This window comes from Frondihabitans sp. 4ASC-45, from assembly GCF_049472575.1.
GTDB lineage: Bacteria > Actinomycetota > Actinomycetes > Actinomycetales > Microbacteriaceae > Frondihabitans.
In genome coordinates this window covers 492,320-513,938 of the sequence record NZ_JBCEBN010000002.1, presented here as the reverse complement: position 1 = coordinate 513,938, position 21,619 = coordinate 492,320, and the positions used below count along the sequence as shown (strand labels likewise).

Here is a 21,619-nt window from a genome sequence, read left to right as displayed (position 1 = left end):
CGATGTCGGCGGCCGCGGTTAGGCTTGTTCAACCGCAGCAACCATCAGGAGAAGACTTGCCGTCGAGCGCCGATTCCTTCGTGCATCTGCACGTCCACAGCGAATACTCCATGCTCGACGGCGCAGCTCGTGTCGGGCCTTTGATCGAAGAGGCCGTGAAGCAGGGCATGCCTGCGGTGGCCGTCACCGACCACGGCAACATGTTCGGCGCATTCGACTTCTACAAGACCGCCACGGCGGCCGGTATCAAACCGATCATCGGCACCGAGGCCTACATCACGCCGGGCACGGCGCGCGGCGACAAAACGCGCGTCAAGTGGGGCGACGGCGGGCGAGACGACGTCTCGGGCGCCGGGTCGTACACCCACATGACGCTGCTCTCCGAGTCGACCGAGGGCATGCACAACCTCTTCCGCCTGTCGTCGAGGGCGTCTCTCGAGGGTTACTACTTCAAGCCCCGTATGGATCGCGAGATTCTGTCCGAGCACGCGAAGGGCCTCATCGCGACGACCGGCTGCCCGAGCGGCGAGGTGCAGACTCGCCTTCGCCTCGGCCAGTACGACGAGGCGATCAAGGCGGCCGCCGATTTCCGCGACATCTTCGGCAAAGAGAATTACTTCGCCGAGATCATGGATCACGGTCTGGGTATCGAGCGTCGCATCATGGACGACCTGCTCAAGCTCGCCAAGCAGCTCGACATCCCCCTGGTGGCGACGAACGACCTCCACTACACGCACGCCCACGACTCCACGAGCCACGCGGCCCTGCTCTGCGTGCAGTCCGGCTCGACGCTGACCGACCCGAACCGGTTCAAGTTCGACGCCGACGAGTTCTACCTCAAGACGGCCGCCCAGATGCGGCACCTGTTCCGCGACCACCCCGAGGCCTGCGACAACACGCTGCTCATTGCCGAGCGCTGCGAGGTCAAGTTCGACACCGAGGCGAACTACATGCCGCGGTTCCCGGTGCCCGAGGGTGAGACCGAAGAGACCTGGTTCAAGAAAGAGGTCGAGAAGGGCCTCGAATACCGGTACCCCGACGGCATCTCGCAGGCGGTGCGGGAGCGCGCCGACTACGAGGTCGGCGTCATCGCCCAGATGGGCTTCCCCGGGTACTTCCTCGTCGTCGCCGACTTCATCAACTGGTCGAAAGACAACGGCATCCGAGTCGGGCCGGGCCGCGGCTCGGGGGCCGGTTCGATGGCCGCCTATGCCATGCGCATCACCGACCTCGACCCGATCCGCCACGGCCTCATCTTCGAGCGGTTCCTCAACCCCGACCGCGTCTCGATGCCCGACTTCGACGTCGACTTCGACGACCGCCGGCGCACCGAGGTCATCAACTACGTCACCGACAAATACGGTTCCGAGCGGGTCGCTCAGATCGTGACCTACGGCACGATCAAGGCGAAGCAGGCGCTGAAAGACTCGTCTCGAGTGCTGGGCTTTCCGTTCGGCATGGGCGAGAAGCTCACCAAAGCGATGCCGCCCGCGATCATGGGCAAAGACATCCCGCTCACCGGCATCTTCGACCGCGACCACGGTCGTTACAAAGAGGCGGGTGACATCCGCGCGGTCGTCGAGGGCGACCCGGAGGCCAAGACGGTTTTCGACACCGCCCTCGGCCTCGAGGGCCTGAAGCGCCAGTGGGGTGTGCACGCCGCCGGCGTGATCATGTCGAGCGACCCGCTCATCGACATCATCCCGATCATGAAGCGCGAGCAAGACGGCCAGATCGTCACGCAGTTCGACTACCCGGCGGCCGAATCACTCGGTCTGATCAAGATGGACTTCCTGGGGCTCCGCAACCTCACGATCATCAACGACGCCCTCGACAACATTAAGTCGAACCGCGACATCGACCTCGTGCTCGAAGACCTCGAACTCGACGACCAGGGCGCCTACGAGCTGCTCTCTTCCGGCGACACGCTCGGCGTCTTCCAGCTCGACGGCGGCCCCATGCGTGGTCTTCTGCGGCTGATGAAGCCCGACAACTTCGAAGACATCTCGGCTGTCATCGCCCTGTATCGGCCAGGCCCCATGGGCGCCAACTCGCACACCAACTACGCGCTCCGCAAGAACGGCCTGCAAGAGATCACGGCCATCCATCCCGAGCTCGAAGAGCCCCTGCGGGAGGTACTCGGTGGCACCTACGGCCTGATCATCTATCAGGAGCAGGTCATGAGCGTGGCCCAGAAGCTCGCCGGCTTCTCGCTCGGTCAAGCCGACATCCTCCGTCGCGCGATGGGCAAGAAGAAGAAGTCCGAGCTCGACAAGCAGTTCGCCGGCTTCCAGCAGGGCATGATCGACAACGGCTACTCGGCCGACGCCGTCCAGAAGATCTGGGACATCCTGCTCCCGTTCTCCGACTACGCCTTCAACAAGGCGCACTCGGCGGCCTACGGTGTCGTCTCGTACTGGACCGCCTATTTGAAGGCGCACTATCCGGCCGAGTACATGGCGGCGCTGCTCACGAGCGTCGGCGACTCGCGCGACAAACTCGGTCTCTATCTCAACGAGTGCCGACGCATGGGCATCAAGGTGCTCCCGCCCGACGTCAACGAGTCAATCGGCTTCTTCGCCGCTGTCGGCGAAGACATCCGGTTCGGCATGGGCGCGATCCGCAACGTCGGCTTCAACGTCGTCGACCACATCATCGCTGCCCGCGAGAGCAAAGAGCCGTTCACCTCCTTCCACGACTTCCTGCGCAAGGTGCCGATCCCGGTGGCCAACAAGCGCACGGTCGAGTCGCTGGTCAAGGCCGGGGCATTCGACACGATGGGCGATACCCGCCGGGCTCTGGTCGAGATCCACGAGGGCGCCGTCGAGGCGGCGGTCAGCGAGAAGCGGGCCGAGGCGAATGGCCAGGTCGGTTTCGACTTCGACTCCCTGTGGGACGAACCCGCTCAGGTGCAGCAGGTGCCGCCCCGCCCCGAGTGGCCGAAGCGCGACAAACTCGCTTTCGAGCGCGACATGCTCGGTCTCTACGTCTCCGACCACCCTCTGGCCGGTCTCGAACTCCAGTTGGCCAAGCACGCGTCCACGACGATCACGACCATCTCAGCCGCTGACGACTCCATCGACGGCGAACAGGTCACGGTCGCCGGTCTCGTCACGAGCGTCCAGCACCGGGTCGCCCGCAACTCCGGCAACCCCTACGGAATCATCACCATCGAAGACTTCGGCGGTGAGATCAGCGTCATGTTCCTGGGCAAGACCTACCAGGAGTTCGGTCCGACTCTCGTCGGCGACTCCGTCATCGTGCTCAAGGGCCGGGTCAGCGTCCGCGACGACGGCAAGAACCTCCACGCCGTCAGCATGTTCCTGCCTGATCTCGGCGTCGCGGCCAGCAATGGGCCGCTCGTGCTGAGCATGCCCGAGTTCCGTGCCACGACCGACGTCGTCACCGAGCTGGGCGCCGTTCTCGGTCGTCACTCGGGTGCCACCGAAGTGCGACTGCGCCTCCTCAAGGGCGACAACGCCCGCACATTCGAGATCCCGCTGCCGGTCGACATCACGGCCGACCTCTACGGCGAGCTCAAGAGCCTGCTCGGGCCGAGCTGCCTGCTCTGACCTGCCTGCTCTGACCTTCCGGCTCGGGGCCCATCGCGGCGTCGAGATCGCAGTCGTGGTCGGGTGACCCCGACCAGGAATGCGATCTCGGCGTCGGTCCGAGCGACGAGCCGCAGGATCCTTCGGATCAGCCCTCGAGCTCGGCTCGATGCGCGTCGAGAGACTCCCGCTTGAAGTGCCCGGCGAGGGCTCGGGTCGCGCGGCTGTCGGGGTCGCGGGTCAGCTGGCGGAAGACGGCCCAGAGAACGAGAAGGAGGCTGGCGCTGACCAGGAGCGTATTGAGCGCTCCCTGCCACCAGGGGAGTCCGGTGCGAAGAGGCTGTCCGAGAACATCGAAGAGGATGTTGCTGCCGATGAGCAGCACTGCGAACAGCAGATTGCGCCAGAGGGTTCCCGCACCCCGTGCGAATTCGGTGTCGACGGTCTCGCGATCCGCAAGCGTCAGAGTATCGCCGACCCGGTACTCGTCGATGCCCGCGACGATCAACCTTCCTCGGAGTGCGAGGGCGGGATCGCGGGCCTCGCGCTTGGCAACGAGCTTGGCGGAGGCGAACTCGGCGTCGTCATAGAACTTCACGTCCGGGTCGTCGTCGTCATCGTCGCGGACGACGAACCAGCGGCCGACCAGGTCGGCGGGCTCCGTGATGATGCGCTGCACCGGGCCATCGTCCCATAGCCGGCCTCGCGTTCGCGGTCGTCACACCAGGTCGTTCCGCGAGATGGCCTGATAGCCGGGCATTCCGGCCCGATTGCGGATATCAAGCCACCTCGCGGGCCTCTCCCGGCCCGCGCCGATAGGCTTGACCGGCCATGATGACGACCACCGACCTCCGCGGTCAGACCCTCAGCCCGAGCCAGTTGCTGGCCCTCGTCCCGCGTGCGGTCGGCGACGTGAACGACGCGACCGAGGCCGCTGCAGCCCTCATCGCCGACGTCCGTCAGCACGGCGTCTCAGCCCTGCTCGACCAGGCCGAGCGATTCGATCGGGTCCGGCCTCCGGCGCTTCGCGTGCCCCAGGCCGACATCGACAAGGCTGTCGCCTCACTCGACCCGCTCGTCCGCGAAGCTCTGGTCGAGTCGATCGCTCGGGTGACGGCGTCCAGCGCGGCACAGGTGCCGGCCGAGCAGACGACTCACCCCGCTCCGGGTGCCACGATCGTGCAGCGCTGGCAGCCGATGGCCCGGGCGGGCGTGTACGTGCCGGGCGGCAAGGCCGTCTACCCGTCGAGCGTCATCATGAATGTCGTTCCCGCCCAGGTGGCGGGCGTTCGCTCCATCGCGCTCGCTTCCCCGCCGCAGGCCGAATTCGAAGGATCCGTGCACCCCACGATCCTCGGAGCCGCAGGCCTGCTCGGCATCACCGAGGTCTACGCCATGGGCGGTGCCGGTGCGATCGGCGCTTTGGCGTACGGGGTCGACGACGCAGATCTGCTTCCGGTGCAGGTCATCACCGGGCCCGGCAACAACTTCGTCGCGGCGGCCAAGCGCCTCGTGCGAGGAGTCGTCGGGATCGACTCGGAGGCAGGAGCCACCGAGATCCTCGTCATCGCCGATGCCTCCGCCGACGCGACCCTCGTGGCCGTCGACCTCATCAGCCAGGCCGAGCACGACGAACAGGCATCCGCCGTGCTCGTCACCGACTCGGCCCACCTCGGAGAGCGCGTCGTGGCCGAGGTCGCGCGTCTGGCGCCGCTCACCGCGAGTGCCGAGAGAGTCCGTACCGCGTTGACGGGCCCGCAATCGGCGGTCGTCGTGGTCGACGATCTCACCGTCGCGGCGGCGTTCAGCAACGCCTACGGCCCCGAACACCTCGAGATCCAGACCGCCGACGACGATGCGGTGCTGGCGCTGATCGATGACGCCGGGGCGATCTTCGTCGGCTCGCAGACCCCGGTCAGCCTCGGCGACTATCTCGCCGGGTCGAACCACGTGCTTCCGACCGGCGGGCAGGCGCGCTTCTCGTCCGGGCTCGGGGCATACACGTTCCTCCGGCCGCAGCAGATCGTGCGCTACGAGGCGGAGCCCCTGGCTGCCGTGGCCGAGCGTCTGGTGGCACTTTCGAAGGCAGAGCGGCTGCCGGCGCACGGCGAGGCCGTGTCGGCTCGGCTGCAGCGGCCCTAGCGTCGGGCAGGCGTACCGTGGCGCGACATTTTCGGTCGTTATCGGCCCGTTTCAGCCCTGCTGGCCCGATTCGGTAGGCGGAAGGCCCGGCGCAGTGACTCGCGTCGCACCCATAAGCTCCGGCGCGGCGCGCGTCGCAGTGCGGGGTGGCCGAGCTTGTCGAGGTCCGGCTCCGCGACACGCGTCGCACCCATAAGCTTGAGCATCATGTTCTGCCCCTTCTGCCGTCACCCCGATTCCCGAGTCGTCGACTCCCGCACGAGCGACGACGGCACGTCGATCCGCCGTCGGAGGCAGTGCCCGAACTGCGGTCGTCGCTTCACCACGACCGAGACCGCGAGCCTCTCCGTGATCAAGCGCAACGGAGTGCTCGAGCCGTTCAGCCGCGAGAAGATCATCTCGGGTGTGCGTAAGGCGTGCCAGGGGCGACCCGTGACAGACGGCGACCTTGCTCAGCTGGCTCAGAAGGTCGAAGAGGCGGTCCGCGCGAGTGGTGCCTCGCAGATCGACGCGAACGAGGTCGGCCTGGCCATTCTTCCGCCGTTGCGAGAGCTCGACGAGGTCGCCTACCTGCGTTTCGCCAGCGTGTATCAGGCCTTCGATTCGCTCGACGACTTCGAGGCGTCCATCCGCACCCTTCGCGAAGATCACGCCACCGCGACCACGGCATCGGGCGACGAATGAGCGAGCACGACCGCAAGGGCCTCTACAACCTGATCTTCCGTACGGTCTTTGTGCGAATGGATCCTGAGAACGCCCACCACTTCGCATTCCGCTTCATCAAACTCCTTCCCGTGAGCCCCGTTGTGGCGTCTCTCGTGCGGCGTTCGACCGGGCCCCACCGGTCACTGCGCGTCGAGACGCTGGGGCTCACCTTCTCCTCGCCGTTCGGTGTTGCTGCCGGTTTCGATAAAGACGCCAAGGGCATCGCCGGTCTCGGAGTCCTGGGGTTCGGTCACGTCGAGGTCGGCACCATCACGGCCAAGCCGCAGCCGGGCAACGACCGTCCGCGCCTGTTCCGGCTCGTCGACGACCGGGCGGTCATCAACCGCATGGGCTTTAACAACGGCGGCGCGGTCAAGGCCGCCGGCGAGGTGGGGCGTGCCCGACACCTGCGCAATCGCCCGGTGATCGGTGTCAACATTGGCAAGAGCCGCGTGGTCGAGGTCGATGACGCCGTCGACGACTATCTCGTATCGACGCGCCTCCTCGCACCCCTGGCCGACTACCTGGCCGTCAACGTGTCGTCGCCCAACACCCCCGGGCTCCGCGGCCTGCAAGAGCTCGACAAGCTGTCGCCCCTCCTCACCGCGGTCCGCGATGCGGCGGGCACCACGCCCGTGCTGGTCAAGATCGCTCCCGACCTCGAAGACGGCGCCGTGCGCCGCGTCTCCGAGTTGGTCGTCGAACTGGGCTTGGCCGGAATCATCGCCACGAACACGACGCTGTCCCGCGAGGGGCTGTCGAGTGACCCCTCGGTGATCGCGAAGGCGGGGGCCGGCGGCCTGTCGGGAGCACCTCTCGCGGCCCGCTCCCTCGCCGTGCTGCGAGTTATTCGCGCCAGCGTGCCGAGCGAGCTCTGCGTGATCAGCGTCGGAGGGGTCGAGACGGCCGCCGACGTCCAAGAGCGAATCGACGCCGGAGCGACCCTGGTGCAGGGCTACACGGCATTCCTTTATCGGGGGCCGCTGTGGGCGAGGCAGATCAACCGCGGGCTGCGCGAACTGCGGCGGAACCGCAGCAAGTAGGGCGCGTCGCGCTTACAGGGCCACAAACGAAGGATCCGAGGGCACGTGCCCCCGGATCCTTCGTTTATGGCCCTGTGAAAGCCCGCGCGGCCCTACGCCGTCGGGAACTCGCCCCGCTTGACCTGCGGCTTCGGCAGGCGCATCGGCTTCATCTGCAGCGCGCGCATCGCGGCGTACCAGCGGAGGCCGGCCTCGACATTGTCGGCACCGCCGTGCGCGGCGGCCAGCTTGGAGCGGATGCGCTGCCCGACGAGGAGGCAGTCGATGATCGCGAAGACGAAGAAACCCCAGAGGGCGATCAGCGTGAACGCCGACGCGGCGGGGATCAGGCTGAGGAGGATCACGATCACCATGATCGGGATCATGGCCTCGCCGACGCTCCAGCGAGCGTCGATGTAGTCGCGGACGTACTTGCGCTGTTCGCCCTTGTCGCGGGCGGGCAGGAACTTCTCTTCGCCGTTCGCGAGCCCGATGCGAGCCCGGTTGCGCTGTTCGGCGACGCGTCCGCGCTGCTCTTTGCGGGCCTCTTTGCCCACGGGGACGAGAGGTCGACGGTTGGCGGCCTCGCGCTCTTTGCGGCTGGGAGTCGGTCGACCCTTGCCGACCGGAGAGTCGACCGCGGTGGTGAACTCGGATGTCGTCTTCGACGCCGAGTTGTCGGGGGAGATGATGGGTGCCTTGGCCACGAGTGATCCTTGCAAGTTCGTCGGAGTACCTAAGATTACCTGTCATGACCGAGACCTCCTACCCCATCGAGCCGACCGACGCCGAACTCGCAGGGAAGCTGCGAGAGAGCGTCCACGCGGCTCTTCCGTCTTCCATCGCCGATCTGTCGTCGCTCGTGAAGATCCCGAGCGTCTCGTGGGACAGCTTCGATCCCGAGAACGTCGTGGCGAGTTCGCAGGCCGTCGCCGCGCTCGTCGAGTCGACAGGACTGTTCGACAGCGTGAAGACGAGCCGTGCGCCGATCGAGGGCGACGTGCTCGGTCACCCTGCGGTCCTCGCGACGCGAGCCGCCCGAAACGGCCGGCCCACCGTGCTCCTGTACGCCCACCACGATGTCCAGCCTGAAGGGCGGGCTGAGCTGTGGGAGACCCCGCCGTTCGAACCCACGGTCCGCGGCGATCGGCTGTACGGGCGGGGCGCCTCCGACGACAAGGCGGGCGTGATGACGCACGTGGCAGCCCTCCGAGCCGTCCACGAGGTACTCGGTGACGACCTCAACGTCGGCGTCGTCGTCTTCATCGAGGGCGAAGAGGAGTTCGGCTCCCGCTCGTTCACGAACTTCCTCGCGCAGCACCGCGACGAACTTGCGGCCGACCTGATCATCGTCGCCGACGCCGACAACCCCTCGACGACCGTCCCCGGGCTCACCGTCGGTCTCCGCGGCAACGTCACCTTCAAGCTGACCGTCTCGACGCTGTCGCACGCTTCGCACTCCGGCATGAACGGGGGAGCGGTTCCCGACGGCATGCTCGCCATGATCAAGCTCCTGGCCACGCTGCACGACGACGAAGGATCCGTCGCAGTCGCCGGCCTTACCTCTCGTGAGGGCGACTACCCCGACTATCCCGAATCCCAGCTCCGCGAAGAGACCGGCCTTCTCGAGGGCGTCTCGCCGATCGGCACCGGCCACATCCTCAGCCGTCTCTGGTCGAAGCCCTCGATCACGGTCACCGGCATCGATGCGCCCAGCGTGCTCAACGCCTCCAACACCCTCAGCCCCGAGGTGTCGGTCAAGATCAGCGCCCGGGTCGCCCCCGGGCAGACGGCGGCTGCGGCGTTCGACGCTCTCGAAGCGCACCTGCGCGCGCACGCTCCCTTTGGTGCGCACGTCGAGATCGACGACGTCGACCGCGGCAACGCGTTCCTCGTCGACACGTCCGGCTGGGGAGTGGCCGAGGGCTTGCAGGCTCTCGAGGAGGGCTGGGGTGCGGCACCGCTCCAGGTCGGAGCCGGCGGATCGATTCCGTTCATCGCCGATCTCGCCGAGGTATTCCCCGAAGCGCAGATCCTGGTCACCGGTGTGGAAGACCCCGACACCCGCGCTCACAGCCCGAACGAATCTCAGCACCTGGGCGTGTTCCACCGGTCGATTCTCAGCGAGGCTCTCCTGCTCGCAAGGCTCGACGGTCGAACCATCGAGGATTAGAATCAACTCAGTCGTGCACTCGTGCACATTCCGCTCTCGAAGGAGGCACTCATGACCGACACACTCACCACACCCGTCGACACCAAGGCCCACGGCATCGGCCTCACCGATGCTGCCGCGACCAAGGTCAAGAACCTCCTCACGCAAGAGGGTCGCGACGATCTTCGTCTGCGCGTCGCCGTCCAGCCCGGTGGTTGCTCGGGGCTCATCTACCAGCTCTACTTCGACGAACGTCTGCTTGAAAACGACGCCACGGTCGACTTCGAAGGCGTCGAGGTCGTCGTCGACAAGATGAGCGTGCCCTACCTCGATGGCGCTTCCATCGACTTCGAAGACACCATCGAGAAGCAGGGCTTCACGATCGACAACCCCAACGCACAGGGTTCCTGCGCGTGTGGCGATTCCTTCCACTAGGGGTTACCAGGCGGCCAAGTCGCCCGCGTGAAGTCTTCGCGCACTTCGCTCACAGTGAACGAAAGGGAACCATTCAGACGAATGGTTCCCTTTCGTTTTTTCGTCTCCACATCGAGCGAACCGCGGGAGCGAGCGGCGGAAGCACCCCCAGCCTGCGAGTAGGCTAAACATGTTCCGTTTCTTACTGTGAGCCCTCGGGCCCGGTGGCGAAATGGAGCGCGCCCCACAGTTGAGTCATCCGAGAGGTAACAGTGCGCTCAAAACGTCGTCTCCGACTCGCAGCCATTCCCGTGGCTGCAGTCTCGATCCTTGCCCTGTCGGGCTGCACCGAGCAGCAGATGATGGGATGGCTCCCGACGGAGCGCGGCACGACTAACCACGTCAACGCCACCATCGGTCTCTGGGTCACCTCCTGGATCGTCCTCCTCGGCGTGGGTCTCATCACCTGGGCGCTGATCATCTGGGCAGTCGTCGTGTACCGCCGCCGGAAGGCCGACACAGGCCTCCCCGTCCAGCTGCGCTACAACATGCCGATCGAGATCTTCTACACGATCGTCCCGCTGTTCCTCGTGCTCGGCTTCTTCTTCTTCACGGCCCGTGACCAGGCCGACATCGAGAAGCCGACGGCCAACCCCGACCAGACCATCACGGTCTACGGCAAGCGTTGGGCATGGGACTTCAACTACATGGACACCGCCAACAAGGCGAACAGTGTCTACTACCAGGGCATCCAGGCGCAGGAGCTCGGCGACGGCAACGTCGACGAGTCCAAGTTGCCCACACTGCATCTCCCCGTCGGCGAGACGATCAAGATCGAACTCAAGTCTCGCGACGTCATCCACTCGTTCTGGGTCGTCGACTTTCTCTACAAGAAAGACATGATCCCGGGCAAGACGAACTACGAGTACTTCACCCCTCTCAAAGAGGGCACCTTCACGGGTAAGTGCGCGGAGCTGTGCGGTGAGTACCACTCGCTCATGCTCTTCAACGTGAAGGTCGAGTCGAAGGCCGACTACCAGGCTTATCTCGACACGCTCCGTACCGAGGGCAACGTGGGTGACCTGGGCGACCAGTACAACACCAACACCAACGAACCCGACAACAAGGCCCCGGTCGCCGCAGGCACCGACAGCACCTCGAGCAAGTAAGGCCATTCGATGAGCTCAGCCACTGCAACCCGTCCTGCGACCGGCGGTCAATCGTCACAGCAGAACTTCAACACGACGCGCGTCGGCCGTAAGGGCAACGTCGTCGTCCGGTGGATCACCTCCACCGACCACAAGGTCCTCGGGTACATGTACCTGATCACCTCGTTCGTCTACTTCCTCATCGGGGGAGTGATGGCGCTCGTCATCCGAGCGCAGCTCTTCGCGCCCGGTGTCGACATCCTTCAGACCAAAGAGCAGTACAACCAGCTCTTCACCATGCACGGCACGATCATGTTGCTGCTGTTCGCCACTCCGCTCTTCTCCGGCTTTGCGAACGCGATCATGCCGCTGCAGATCGGTGCACCCGACGTCGCGTTCCCGCGTCTGAACGGCTTCGCGTTCTGGCTGTACTTCTTCGGTGCCATCGTGGTCATCGCCGGGTTCCTCACCCCGGCGGGTGCGGCGTCCTTCGGCTGGTTCGCCTATGCGCCGCTGTCCGACACGACCTTCACTCCCGGGCTCGGCGGAAACCTCTGGGTCTTCGGCCTCGCCCTAACCGGGTTCTCGACGATTCTCGGTGGCGTTAACTTCATCACGACGATCATCACCATGCGCGCCCCGGGCATGACGATGTTCCGCATGCCGATCTTCGTGTGGAACACCCTCGTCACGTCGATCCTCGTGATCATGGCCTTCCCGGTTCTTGCAGCGGCCCTCTTCGGTCTCGGTTTCGACCGAGTCTTCGATGCCAACGTCTTCAACCCCGCCAACGGCGGTGCCATCCTCTGGCAGCACCTCTTCTGGTTCTTCGGCCACCCCGAGGTCTACATCATCGCGCTGCCGTTCTTCGGCATCGTCTCCGAGATCTTCCCCGTCTTCAGCCGCAAGCCGATCTTCGGGTACAAGACCCTCATCTACGCCACCATCGCGATCGCTGCTCTGTCGGTGACCGTGTGGGCGCACCACATGTACGTCACGGGTTCCGTGCTCCTGCCGTTCTTCTCGCTGATGACGATGCTCATCGCGGTACCGACCGGCGTGAAGATCTTCAACTGGGTCGGCACCATGTGGCGCGGCTCGATCACGTTCGAGACCCCCATGCTCTGGGCGATCGGGTTCCTGATCACCTTCACGTTCGGTGGTCTGACCGGTGTGATCTTGGCATCGCCTCCTCTCGACTTCCACGTGTCCGACTCCTACTTCGTGGTGGCGCACTTCCACTACGTGGTGTTCGGTACGGTCGTCTTCGCCATGTTCGCCGGATTCTACTTCTGGTGGCCGAAGTGGACGGGCAAGATGCTCAACGAGCGTCTCGGCAAGATCCACTTCTGGCTCCTGTTCGTCGGGTTCCACACCACGTTCCTGATCCAGCACTGGCTCGGCGTGATGGGTATGCCGCGTCGGTACGCGACCTATCAGCCCGAAGACGGCTTCGAGTGGATGAACCAGCTCTCGACGGTGGGTGCCATGCTCCTCGGCGTCTCGATGCTGCCGTTCATCTACAACGTCTACATCACCGCTCGGGTTGCTCCGAAGGTGGCCGTGAACGACCCCTGGGGTTACTCGCGATCGCTCGAGTGGGCCACGTCGTGCCCGCCGCCTCGTCACAACTTCACGTCGATCCCGCGCATCCGTTCGGAGTCTCCGGCATTCGATCTGAACCACCCCGAAGCGGGTCTCCCCGTCGGTGTGGGGCCGTTGAAAGACGCCCCTGACGCCCCCACGTACGACGCTTCCGACGAGAAAGTAAAGTAGTCCGGCAATGAGAGCCCAATCGAACATCTTCTGGATCCTCGCGGTCTTCTTCTTCGTGGCCGACGCCGGCTACACCGTCTGGAGTCTCCTGTCGACTGAATTCCAGAAGGTGGAGTGGACGGGAACCCTCGGTATCGGCCTGGCCGGCATCATGTCGGTGTTCCTCGGCTACTACATGAACCGGTCGCACTTCGCCCAGTCGGGTGAACTGCCCGAAGACCGCCTCGACGCAAACATCGACGATGGCGACCCCGAAATCGGGTTCTTCAACCCGTTCAGCTGGTGGCCCATCTTCCTGGCCGCCGGTTGCACGATCGTCTTCCTGTCGCTCGCCGTCGGAATCTGGTTGATCTTCTTCGGTGTCGCCCTTACGGCGATTGCTCTCGTCGGCTGGGTCTACGAGAACTACCGCGGCGTTTACAAGCACTAAGTACCACTACCGCGTCTCGCGGCGAGCGGGGCACCACCTTCGGGTGGTGCCCCGCTTTCGTGTACGCCCGGGCTGCTGAGCGCCTCGGAGCCGCTCTCAACCGGCCGAGCCGCCCAGAGGACGTGGACGGCGGTAGAGGGTGACTGCGACGGCTGTGGAGGCTCCTGCGCCACGGCTGCCGAAGCTCCGCGCCGGTGGGCGCCCGCGAGGCAACCGGCCGACGTGGGCCAGTCCGAACGCTTGGTGAGCCGGGCTGCGATCACGGAGTGAGGTAGAGGCAGCGAGTGGGCAGGAGAGACCGTAGGATCCGGCAGGCGTACTCGGCTCGGCTGCGACGGGCCTGGCGACCTCTGCCGGATCCTGCGGTCCCCTGGGGCCGTTCTGCGCTGGCGAGCGAACGCCGAGCATCTCGCCCGCGCCCGCCGAGTCTCCGTTGACGAGGTGTTCGCTGCAGCGGCCTAGGGAGCTCGAGTTCGGGTCCGCTTCCGGCTCAGCGGAGCCCGTCATTGCTGAAGCGGCCCCGTCATCGCCTGCGTGATCACGAGGGGCTCGCGCTTACCGACTTTGACGAGACACATGGGGCTCGCGGTACGTCACGAACCGTTTCACGCACGACTAACTGTTCTCTCGGTTAGCGATGCGTGATTCGGTTAGCAAGGCTTGATTGACCCGGGCCGCAGCTAGACCACGGGATGCGGTGTGGGTGCAATCTGTCCGCTGGCGGCGCCCGCCGCATTCGACGGCCCTCTAGGGCACCCAACGCGGGTCGCCCCGAGCTGGCGGCCTCAGCAGGACCTCACGTTGGCCCCCTGAAACCGACGATGGCGTCGGACCTCATTCGCGCCGGCCCGACGGCACGGCGGCGGGGCTCATAGTCGCGTTTCGCACGTTTAGTCGCGAAAAGGCGCGACTAGACCCGCGAAACGCGACTAGGAGTGCGACCGCCCACGGGCCCTGGATGAGGAGCAGCGCGTCCTGCAGCCGAAACGAACCTGCTCGACCGAACGACCATCGCCCCACAACACGACGAAACCCGCCCGCACCGGAGGGTGCGAGCGGGTTTCGGGGGAGCGGAGCTGCTAGTGCTTGCCGCCGGGGCCACCATCGATCTCGGCGTGCGAGTCGTGGTGAGCGGCCTCGATCTCAGCCTTGGTAACGGGCGAGATGCGATCTTCGAAGAAGAAGCCCGACACCGATGCTCGGATGCGCTCGACAGGAGTCACGACACCACGCGCATTCGGTCGAACCATGAGCGGCTCGTACTCGTTGTAGCTGACGAGGTTCCAGCGCTCGTAGTCGGTCAGTGGCTCGTGGACCTCGATGTATTCGCCGCCGGGGAGGCGGACGATTCGACCCGACTCGTGACCGTGAAGAACGATCTCGCGATCCTTCTTCTGCAGGGCGAGGCAGACCCGCTTCGTGATCCAGAAGGCGATGAACGGACCGATCACCGTCAAGAACTGCATGACGTGGATGACCTGGTTCAACGACAGCTTGAAGTGAGTCGCCATGAGGTCGGACGAGGCTGCGGCCCAGAGCGCTGCGTACAGCGTCATGAGAGCGGCACCGATAGCCGTACGGGTCGGGGCGTTGCGCGGGCGGTCGAGGATGTGGTGCTCCCGCTTGTCGCCGGTGACCCAACCCTCGATGAAGGGATAGAAGGCAACGGTGGCGAGCAGACCCATCAGCACGACGATCGGCACGAGGATGTTGAACGAGACGGTGTATCCGCCCCAGACGACTTCCCAGTGCGGCGGTGCAAGACGGAGAGCACCGTCGGCGAATCCGATGTACCAGTCAGGCTGGGTACCCGCGGAGACGGGCGAGGGGTCGTACGGGCCATAGTTCCAGATCGGGTTGATCGTGAACAGGGATGCGATCAGCACGATGACGCCGAAGACGATGAAGAAGAAACCACCGGCCTTCGCAGCGAAGACGGGCATGACCGGAACGCCGACGACGTTGTTGTTCGTCTTGCCCGGCCCAGCGAACTGCGTGTGCTTGTTGATGATGAGCAGAAGCAGGTGAGCGCCGAGCATGGCGATCAGAAGAGCCGGCAGCAACATGATGTGCAGCGAGTAGAGACGGCTGACGACCGCGGTGCCGGGGAACTCTCCGCCGAAGAGGAGGTAGCTGATCCAGACGCCGATGACGGGGATGCCCTTGACCATTCCGTCGATGATCCGCAGACCGTTACCGGACAGCAGGTCGTCGGGGAGCGAGTAGCCGGTGAAGCCCTCGGCGAGAGCCAGGATGAACAGCACGAAGCCGATGAACCAGTTGATCTCGCGGGGCTTGCGGAACGCACCGGTGAAGTAGATGCGCAGCATGTGCAGGCCGATGGCGGCGATGAAGAGCAACGCCGCCCAGTGGTGGATCTGACGGAACAGGAGACCACCGCGGATGTCGAACGAGATGTTCAGCGCCGACTGCATCGCCGCCGACATGTCGATTCCCTTGAGCGGCACGTACGAGCCGTTGTAGGTGACCTCGGCCATGGACGGCTGGAAGAAGAAGGTCAGGAACGTACCCGAGAGCAAGATGACGACGAAGCTGTAGAGCGCGACCTCGCCGAGCATGAACGACCAGTGGTCGGGGAAGATCTTGCGACCGACCTCTTTGACGAGTCCGGAGATGCTGGTGCGCTCGTCGACGTAGTTGGCGGCGGCACCCATGAACTTCATGCCCTTGGCCGGTCGAACCGGAGCGTTGCCCTGTTCGGCGTAGCTGGTGGGCTGGGATTCGGTGGTTGTGGTGGTGGTGATCATGCGCGGTCACGCTCCCAGAAACTCGGGCCTACGGGCTCGTGGAAATCGCTCTGAGCCACGAGGTAGCCTTCGGCGTCGACCGTGATGGGCAGCTGGGGGAGCGGCCGAGAGGCCGGGCCGAAGATGACCTTGCAGTTGTCGGTGACGTCGAACGTCGACTGGTGGCAGGGGCAGAGCAGGTGGTGGGTCTGCTGTTCGTACAGCGCGACCGGGCATCCGACGTGAGTGCAGATCTTGGAGTAGGCAACGATTCCGTTGTACTGCCAGTTTTCACGGCCCTCGGGCTCATTGAGGTCGTCGGGGTTGAGCCGCATGACGAGGACGGCGGCTTTGGCTTTCTCTTCGAGCAGATCTTCGGATTCGAGCAGGCTTTCCGGGATCACGTGGAATGCCGAACCGAGGGTCACATCGGCAGCCTTGATGCGCGTGCCGGAAGGGTCAAGGGTGAGGTGCATGCCCTTTTTCCAGAGTGTATGCCGCAGGACGACATTGGGGTCGACCTTCGGGCCGAGGTCGCGGAAAATGACCACGCCAGGAAGGATGAAGGCGAAGAGCGCACCGAAGAGGCTGTTGCGGATCAGGCTGCGTCGGCCGAAACCGGACTCTTTGTTGCCGAGTTCGAACACTTCGGCGGCTTTGGCGCGAGTTGCGTCGGAGCCACGGGTGCCGTGGCGCATCTCGGTGATTTCGCGCGCCGGCATGATGGTCTTCGACCAGTGCACGGCACCGATGCCGATGGCCAGGAGGCCGAGTGCGATACCGAGACCGAGGAACAGGTTGTTCAGCCGGATCGAGCCGGTGTCGCCCGGGGTGATCGGGAACGCGATATAGGCGGCCACCGCGAGGCAGCTGAACACGATCGAGGCGAAGAACAGAGTGGAGACCTGGCGGGCCGCCTTCTTCTCTTCGACCGGGTCGATGTCGGTGACGCGGAGGTGGTGCGCGGGCTCACCCGGGTTCTCGAAGGGATCCGTCGGGATGACCGCCGTGCCGGCGGAGACCTTCAGCGGCTCGCTCTTCTCGACAGCCGAGCCCGCCTGGGGGGTCTCGTCGTCGTGATCTGCCATGGTGCTGCCTTTCGGTGAGCTCTTCACTCTATAAATCGTTGACTCTGGGCCTAGGGAGCCCGGGGATGATGCTGCTAGTTCGAGCGGGCCGTCAGCCACACGGTGATGGCCACGATGGCGCCGAGACCGAAGATCCAGATGAACAGACCCTCAGAGACCGGACCGAGGTTGCCCAACTCGAAGCCACCGGGAGAAGGGTTCTTCTCGAGGTACTTCAGGTAGGTGATGATGTCGGCCTTCTCCTGCGGAGTGATGTTCAGGTCGTTGAACACCGGCATGTTCTGCGGGCCCGTGAGCATTGCCTCGTAGATGTGCTTCGAGGTGACGCCCTTGAGTGCCGGTGCGAACTTGCCCTGCGTGAGCGCTCCACCGGCGCCGGCCACGTTGTGGCACATGGCGCAGTTGATGCGGAAGAGCTCGGCACCCTTGGCGGTGTCGCCGTTGGCCTGGAGGTACTTCGTCTCAGGCTCGGACGGACCCGTGCCGAGCGAAGCAACATAAGCGGCCATCGCCTGAATGTCTTCGTTGGTGAACTGCACGGGCTTCTTCAGCGCCTGCGGGCCATTCGCCGCCGCGGGCATGCGACCTGTTCCGACCTGGAAGTCGACCGACGCCTCGCCGACGCCGACGAGGCTCGGGCCGGCCTCGGTGCCGGAACCATTGACGTTGTGGCAGGTGGCGCAGTTCGCAGCGAAGAGCTTCTTACCCTCGTTGACCGTGGCCTGCGAGTTGCTGGAGGTGCCGGTCTCGGCGGTGGCGGTCGACGTGAACAGCGCGTAAGCGCCACCCGTGGTGAGGAGGCCCACGACGATGAGCGAGACGGTCGCGAGGGGAGACCGGCGACCCGTTCGCTTCGACTTGGCGCCGACCGATTTGCGGGCGCCCTTTGTCGCTGACGAAGCGAGCTTTGCTGAGGGAGAGATCTTCATGGGGAGCAGGGGATCCAATGCCTATTTGAGGATGTAGATGACCAGGAACAGGCCGATCCACACGACGTCGACGAAGTGCCAGTAGTACGAGATCACGATGGCGCTCGTGGCCTCTCGGTGACCGAAGTTCTTCACCGCGTAGGCGCGACCGATGATGAAGAGGAAGCAGAGCAGACCGCCGGTGACGTGTGCGGCGTGGAAGCCGGTCGTCAGGTAGAAGGCGGAGCCGTAGGCGCTCGACTGCAGCGTCACGTGCTCGGAAATGAGGTTCGTGTATTCGTACATCTGGAGAGACACGAAGACGGCGCCCATGGCATACGACAGGAAGAACCACTCGACGAGGCCCCACTTGGAGACCTGGAAGAGCTTGCCGGTCCGCTTGCCCTGGAGGCGCTCGGCCGCGAAGACACCGAACTGGCAGGTGACGCTCGACAGCACCAGGGTGATGGTGTTGAAGGCGGCGAACGGGACGTCCAGCTTCTCGGTCTGGGAAGCCCAGAGCTCGGGAGAGGTGCTCCGCAAGGTGAAGTAGATCGCGAAGAGACCGGCGAAGAACATCACCTCGCTTCCGAGCCAGACGATGGTGCCTACGGCAGCGGTGCTGGGCCGGTTGACAACCGGTCCGCCTGAAGGTCTCGAGAGAGAGGTACTTGTCACAGGTTCATTATGGCCGATAAACCGCCGAGAATTTCGCCTCGACAGACTGCCAGTCTCGATGACGAGATATCTGAAAGAAGCCGCTCAGTAAGCTGAGAGCCATGTCGAACGCACTCTCGTGGCCCCGTCTTCTCGATTCCCTCCTGGAGGGGAACGACCTCTCGATCGCCGATGCCACCTGGGCGATGGAGCGCGTGATGGTGGGCGAGGCGACCGACTCGCAGCTCGCCGCGTTCCTCATCGCCCTCCGTGCCAAGGGCGAGACCGTGGACGAGATCGTGGGCTTCCGTGACGCGATTCTGGCGCACGCATTGCCCCTGGCCGTCGACACCATGGGTGTCGACATCGTGGGTACCGGCGGAGATCGCTTCGGCACGGTGAACGTCTCCACCATGGCCTCGATCGTCGTGGCGTCGGCCGGAGTGCCGGTGATCAAGCACGGCAACCGGGCCGCGAGCTCCTCATCGGGGTCGTCCGACGTCTTGAGCGCTCTCGGAATCGATCTCGATCGCGACCCCGCGCGTGTCGCCGCGGTATTGGGCGAGGTCGGCATCACCTTCGCCTACGCCGCGGCGTTCCACCCGGGCTTCAAGCACGCGGCCGCCACTCGTCGCGAGATCGGCGTGCCGACCGTGTTCAACTTTCTCGGTCCGCTGACGAACCCGGCGCGGCCCGAGGCCAGTGCGGTCGGTGTGGCCAATGCCTCCAAGGTCAACCTCGTGGTCGGTGTGTTCCAGACCCGCGGCGCCACGGCCCTGGTGTTCCGCGGCGACGACGGTCTCGACGAGCTCACCACCACCGGCCACAGCCACATCTGGGAGATCTCGGGCGGCTCGGTGACCGAGCACGACCTCGACCCGCTCGAGCTCGGAATCCCGCGCTCCCGGATCGACGACCTCCTCGGCGGAGACCCCGAGCACAACGCCGAGGTGGCCCGTCGAACGCTGGCGGGGGAGCGGGGCGCGGTTCGCGACATCGTGCTTTTGAACGCGGCGGCCGGTCTGGTCTCGTTCCGACTGGCCCAGGATCCAGCCCAGCGCGATCGACCCATCGCCGAACGCTTCCGCGAGCAGCTCGTGGTCGCCGCCGACGCCGTCGACAGTGGGCGTGCGACCGCGAAGCTCGCGGAGTGGGTGGCCGCCACGCGGGCGTGACCGCAAGCAGAAAGCCCCGCCAGGTGGATCCTGACGGGGCTTTCTCTGTGTCTCTCGGGTCAGCGCTAGTTCACGTCTTCGTCGACCCAGTCGAAGGTCTTCGTGACCGCCTTCTTCCAGAGCCGGATCTGACGGTCGCGTTCGGCCTCGTCCATCGACGGGGTCCAGCGGGCGTCTTCCTGCCAGTTGGCGCGGAGGTCGTCGAGGTTAGCCCAGAAGCCGACGGCGAGGCCAGCGGCGTAGGCGGCTCCGAGCGCGGTGGTCTCGGCGACCACCGGGCGGACGACGGGAACGCCGAGGATGTCGGCCTGGAACTGCATGAGAACGCTGTTCGCGGTCATGCCGCCGTCGACCTTGAGTTCGGTCAGGTCGACTCCCGAGTCGGCGTTGACCGCGTCGAGAACCTCGCGGGTCTGGTACGCGGTCGCTTCGAGTGCCGCGCGGGCGATGTGACCCTTGTTCACGTACCGCGTCAGGCCGACGAGGGCTCCGCGAGCATCGGAGCGCCAATACGGCGCGAAGAGCCCGGAGAAGGCTGGTACGAAGTAGGCCCCACCGTTATCGTCGACGGTTGCGGCCAGCGTCTCGATCTCGGGAGCCGACGAGATCAGCCCCAGGTTGTCGCGCAGCCACTGCACGAGCGACCCGGTCACGGCGATCGACCCCTCCAGGGCGTAGTGGGTCGGGCCGTCTCCGAGCTTGTATCCGATGGTCGTGAGCAGGCCGTTCTCGCTCTTGACCTTCTCCTCACCGGTGTTGAAGATCAGGAAGTTGCCGGTGCCGTAGGTGTTCTTCGACTCACCCTTGTCGAACGCGGCCTGGCCGAACGTGGCGGCCTGCTGGTCGCCGAGAATGCCCGCGATAGGCACCTCGCGGAGGAGCGAGGACGAGGAGGCATAGCCGTAGATCTCGGACGACGACTTGACCTCGGGGAGCATGGAGGCCGGTACGCCGAAGACGTCGAGGATATCTTGGCGCCACTCGAGGGTCTCGAGGTCGAGGAACAGGGTGCGGGAGGCGTTCGTCACGTCGGTCACGTGTACGCCGCCGTCGACTCCGCCGGTGAGGTTCCAGAGCACCCAGGTATCGGTCGTGCCGAAGAGGAGATCGCCCGCCTCCGCCTTCTCGCGGGCACCTTCGACGTTCTCAAGGATCCAGACGATCTTCGTTCCGGCGAAGTAGGTGCTGAGGGGGAGACCGACGATGTCTTTGAAACGCTCTACCCCACCGTCTTTCGCAAAGCGATCCACGATCTCTTGCGTGCGGGTGTCTTGCCAGACGATCGCGTTGTACACGGGCTCGCCGGTGTTCTTATCCCAGACAACAGCGGTCTCGCGCTGGTTGGTGATGCCGACGGCCTTGATGTTGTGCCGCGTTATGTTGGCACGGCTGAGTGCCTGGCCGATCACCTCGCGGGTGTTCTCCCAGATCTCTTTGGGGTTGTGCTCGACCCAGCCGGCGCGGGGGAAGATCTGTTCGTGCTCGAGTTGACCCGTCGACACGATCGAGCCCGAGTGATCGAAGACGATCGCGCGGCTCGAGGTGGTGCCCTGGTCAATTGCGAGGATGTAGTCGTCGCTCACTAGTGGTGCTCCTTCGTCGTTGATGGATGCTGCAGAGAAAGCTGATGGAGAGGGGTCGAGGCGAAAAGAACGGGTGACCTCACTCTCGCGAAATCACCCGTCCTTAGTCTGTGAGGCCTGT

Annotated in this window: 17 protein-coding genes; 10 read left to right on the top strand and 7 right to left on the bottom strand. The window is 65.0% G+C overall.

Going from position 1 to position 21,619, the window contains the following annotated elements; translation table 11 throughout:
* Positions 1-2 precede the first annotated feature (2 nt).
* Complete coding sequence (gene dnaE / locus VH571_RS05970; protein WP_084815847.1) at positions 3-3,572, top strand: DNA polymerase III subunit alpha; 3,570 nt, start codon at positions 3-5, stop codon at positions 3,570-3,572.
* A 127-nt stretch (positions 3,573-3,699) separates the two neighbouring features.
* Here the strand turns inward: dnaE and VH571_RS05965 are convergent, their stop codons facing one another.
* A complete protein-coding gene (locus VH571_RS05965; protein WP_423263724.1) occupies positions 3,700-4,230 on the bottom strand; it encodes a hypothetical protein in 531 nt (176 codons plus the stop codon).
* Between the two features lie 152 nt (positions 4,231-4,382).
* On the opposite strand from VH571_RS05965, the gene hisD reads away from it, so the two are divergent.
* The 3 genes from hisD to VH571_RS05950 all read left to right on the top strand — a co-directional run bounded on the left by hisD (position 4,383) and on the right by VH571_RS05950 (position 7,441).
* Positions 4,383-5,693: a histidinol dehydrogenase gene (hisD, locus tag VH571_RS05960; RefSeq protein WP_423263723.1), complete on the top strand. Its 1,311-nt coding sequence runs from the start codon at positions 4,383-4,385 to the stop codon at positions 5,691-5,693.
* A gap of 207 nt (positions 5,694-5,900) precedes the next feature.
* On the top strand, positions 5,901-6,377 hold the full coding sequence (nrdR, locus tag VH571_RS05955) for a transcriptional regulator NrdR (protein WP_055957553.1): 477 nt from the start codon (positions 5,901-5,903) through the stop codon (positions 6,375-6,377).
* Positions 6,374-7,441 (top strand): quinone-dependent dihydroorotate dehydrogenase, encoded by a 1,068-nt coding sequence (locus VH571_RS05950; protein ID WP_423263722.1) that lies wholly within the window; start codon positions 6,374-6,376, stop codon positions 7,439-7,441. Before nrdR ends, VH571_RS05950 begins: the two co-directional genes overlap by 4 nt.
* A gap of 92 nt (positions 7,442-7,533) precedes the next feature.
* Here the strand turns inward: VH571_RS05950 and VH571_RS05945 are convergent, their stop codons facing one another.
* Positions 7,534-8,127 (bottom strand): DUF3043 domain-containing protein, encoded by a 594-nt coding sequence (locus VH571_RS05945; protein WP_423263721.1) that lies wholly within the window; start codon positions 8,125-8,127, stop codon positions 7,534-7,536.
* A 44-nt stretch (positions 8,128-8,171) separates the two neighbouring features.
* Between VH571_RS05945 and VH571_RS05940 the strand changes: the two genes are divergently transcribed.
* The 5 genes from VH571_RS05940 to VH571_RS05920 all read left to right on the top strand — a co-directional run bounded on the left by VH571_RS05940 (position 8,172) and on the right by VH571_RS05920 (position 13,340).
* Entirely contained in the window at positions 8,172-9,593 is a 1,422-nt protein-coding gene (locus tag VH571_RS05940; RefSeq protein WP_055957559.1) for a dipeptidase, read from the top strand.
* A gap of 51 nt (positions 9,594-9,644) precedes the next feature.
* A complete protein-coding gene (gene erpA / locus VH571_RS05935) occupies positions 9,645-10,007 on the top strand; it encodes an iron-sulfur cluster insertion protein ErpA (protein ID WP_194606305.1) in 363 nt (120 codons plus the stop codon).
* Between the two features lie 251 nt (positions 10,008-10,258).
* On the top strand, positions 10,259-11,155 hold the full coding sequence (coxB, locus tag VH571_RS05930) for a cytochrome c oxidase subunit II (RefSeq protein WP_055957565.1): 897 nt from the start codon (positions 10,259-10,261) through the stop codon (positions 11,153-11,155).
* A gap of 9 nt (positions 11,156-11,164) precedes the next feature.
* Positions 11,165-12,910, top strand: a complete 1,746-nt coding sequence (ctaD, locus tag VH571_RS05925; protein ID WP_055957568.1) for a cytochrome c oxidase subunit I — start codon at positions 11,165-11,167, stop codon at positions 12,908-12,910.
* A gap of 7 nt (positions 12,911-12,917) precedes the next feature.
* Positions 12,918-13,340 carry a cytochrome c oxidase subunit 4 gene (locus VH571_RS05920; RefSeq protein ID WP_055957571.1) on the top strand — a complete coding sequence of 141 codons (423 nt, stop codon included), beginning with the start codon at positions 12,918-12,920 and terminating at the stop codon, positions 13,338-13,340.
* A gap of 1,079 nt (positions 13,341-14,419) precedes the next feature.
* Here the strand turns inward: VH571_RS05920 and VH571_RS05915 are convergent.
* The 4 genes from VH571_RS05915 to VH571_RS05900 form a co-directional block, all read right to left on the bottom strand.
* On the bottom strand, positions 14,420-16,108 hold the full coding sequence (locus VH571_RS05915; RefSeq protein WP_423263720.1) for a cytochrome b: 1,689 nt from the start codon (positions 16,106-16,108) through the stop codon (positions 14,420-14,422).
* Positions 16,105-17,175 (bottom strand): ubiquinol-cytochrome c reductase iron-sulfur subunit, encoded by a 1,071-nt coding sequence (locus tag VH571_RS05910; protein WP_055961778.1) that lies wholly within the window; start codon positions 17,173-17,175, stop codon positions 16,105-16,107. The genes VH571_RS05915 and VH571_RS05910 overlap by 4 nt, the downstream gene beginning before the upstream one ends.
* Positions 17,176-17,249: 74 nt before the next feature.
* The gene (locus VH571_RS05905; RefSeq protein ID WP_423263719.1) at positions 17,250-18,104 is read right to left on the bottom strand and encodes a c-type cytochrome; all 855 of its coding nucleotides are present in this window, start codon (positions 18,102-18,104) and stop codon (positions 17,250-17,252) included.
* Positions 18,105-18,125: 21 nt separating this feature from the next.
* Positions 18,126-18,761, bottom strand: coding sequence for a cytochrome c oxidase subunit 3 (locus VH571_RS05900; RefSeq protein ID WP_084815852.1), 636 nt, complete (start codon positions 18,759-18,761; stop codon positions 18,126-18,128).
* 101 nt (positions 18,762-18,862) lie between these two features.
* Here VH571_RS05900 and trpD point away from each other — a divergent pair, with 101 nt between their 5' ends.
* Complete coding sequence (gene trpD, locus VH571_RS05895) at positions 18,863-19,915, top strand: anthranilate phosphoribosyltransferase (protein ID WP_194606307.1); 1,053 nt, start codon at positions 18,863-18,865, stop codon at positions 19,913-19,915.
* Positions 19,916-19,980: 65 nt separating this feature from the next.
* On the opposite strand, the gene glpK is transcribed toward trpD, so the two are convergent.
* Positions 19,981-21,498, bottom strand: a complete 1,518-nt coding sequence (gene glpK / locus VH571_RS05890; protein WP_055957577.1) for a glycerol kinase GlpK — start codon at positions 21,496-21,498, stop codon at positions 19,981-19,983.
* Positions 21,499-21,619: the final 121 nt, after the last annotated feature.

Excerpts from the sequence above, each read along its gene's own strand:
- VH571_RS05915 (WP_423263720.1), bottom strand. The coding sequence starts at position 16,108 with ATGATCACCACCACCACAACCACCGAATCCCAGCCCACCAGCTACGCC.
- ctaD (WP_055957568.1), top strand. The coding sequence starts at position 11,165 with ATGAGCTCAGCCACTGCAACCCGTCCTGCGACCGGCGGTCAATCGTCA.
- VH571_RS05950 (WP_423263722.1), top strand. The coding sequence starts at position 6,374 with ATGAGCGAGCACGACCGCAAGGGCCTCTACAACCTGATCTTCCGTACG.
- erpA (WP_194606305.1), top strand. The coding sequence starts at position 9,645 with ATGACCGACACACTCACCACACCCGTCGACACCAAGGCCCACGGCATC.
- VH571_RS05940 (WP_055957559.1), top strand. The coding sequence starts at position 8,172 with ATGACCGAGACCTCCTACCCCATCGAGCCGACCGACGCCGAACTCGCA.
- dnaE (WP_084815847.1), top strand. The coding sequence starts at position 3 with ATGTCGGCGGCCGCGGTTAGGCTTGTTCAACCGCAGCAACCATCAGGA.
- VH571_RS05910 (WP_055961778.1), bottom strand. The coding sequence starts at position 17,175 with ATGGCAGATCACGACGACGAGACCCCCCAGGCGGGCTCGGCTGTCGAG.
- VH571_RS05905 (WP_423263719.1), bottom strand. The coding sequence starts at position 18,104 with ATGAAGATCTCTCCCTCAGCAAAGCTCGCTTCGTCAGCGACAAAGGGC.
- VH571_RS05920 (WP_055957571.1), top strand. The coding sequence starts at position 12,918 with ATGAGAGCCCAATCGAACATCTTCTGGATCCTCGCGGTCTTCTTCTTC.
- hisD (WP_423263723.1), top strand. The coding sequence starts at position 4,383 with ATGATGACGACCACCGACCTCCGCGGTCAGACCCTCAGCCCGAGCCAG.
- nrdR (WP_055957553.1), top strand. The coding sequence starts at position 5,901 with ATGTTCTGCCCCTTCTGCCGTCACCCCGATTCCCGAGTCGTCGACTCC.
- trpD (WP_194606307.1), top strand. The coding sequence starts at position 18,863 with ATGTCGAACGCACTCTCGTGGCCCCGTCTTCTCGATTCCCTCCTGGAG.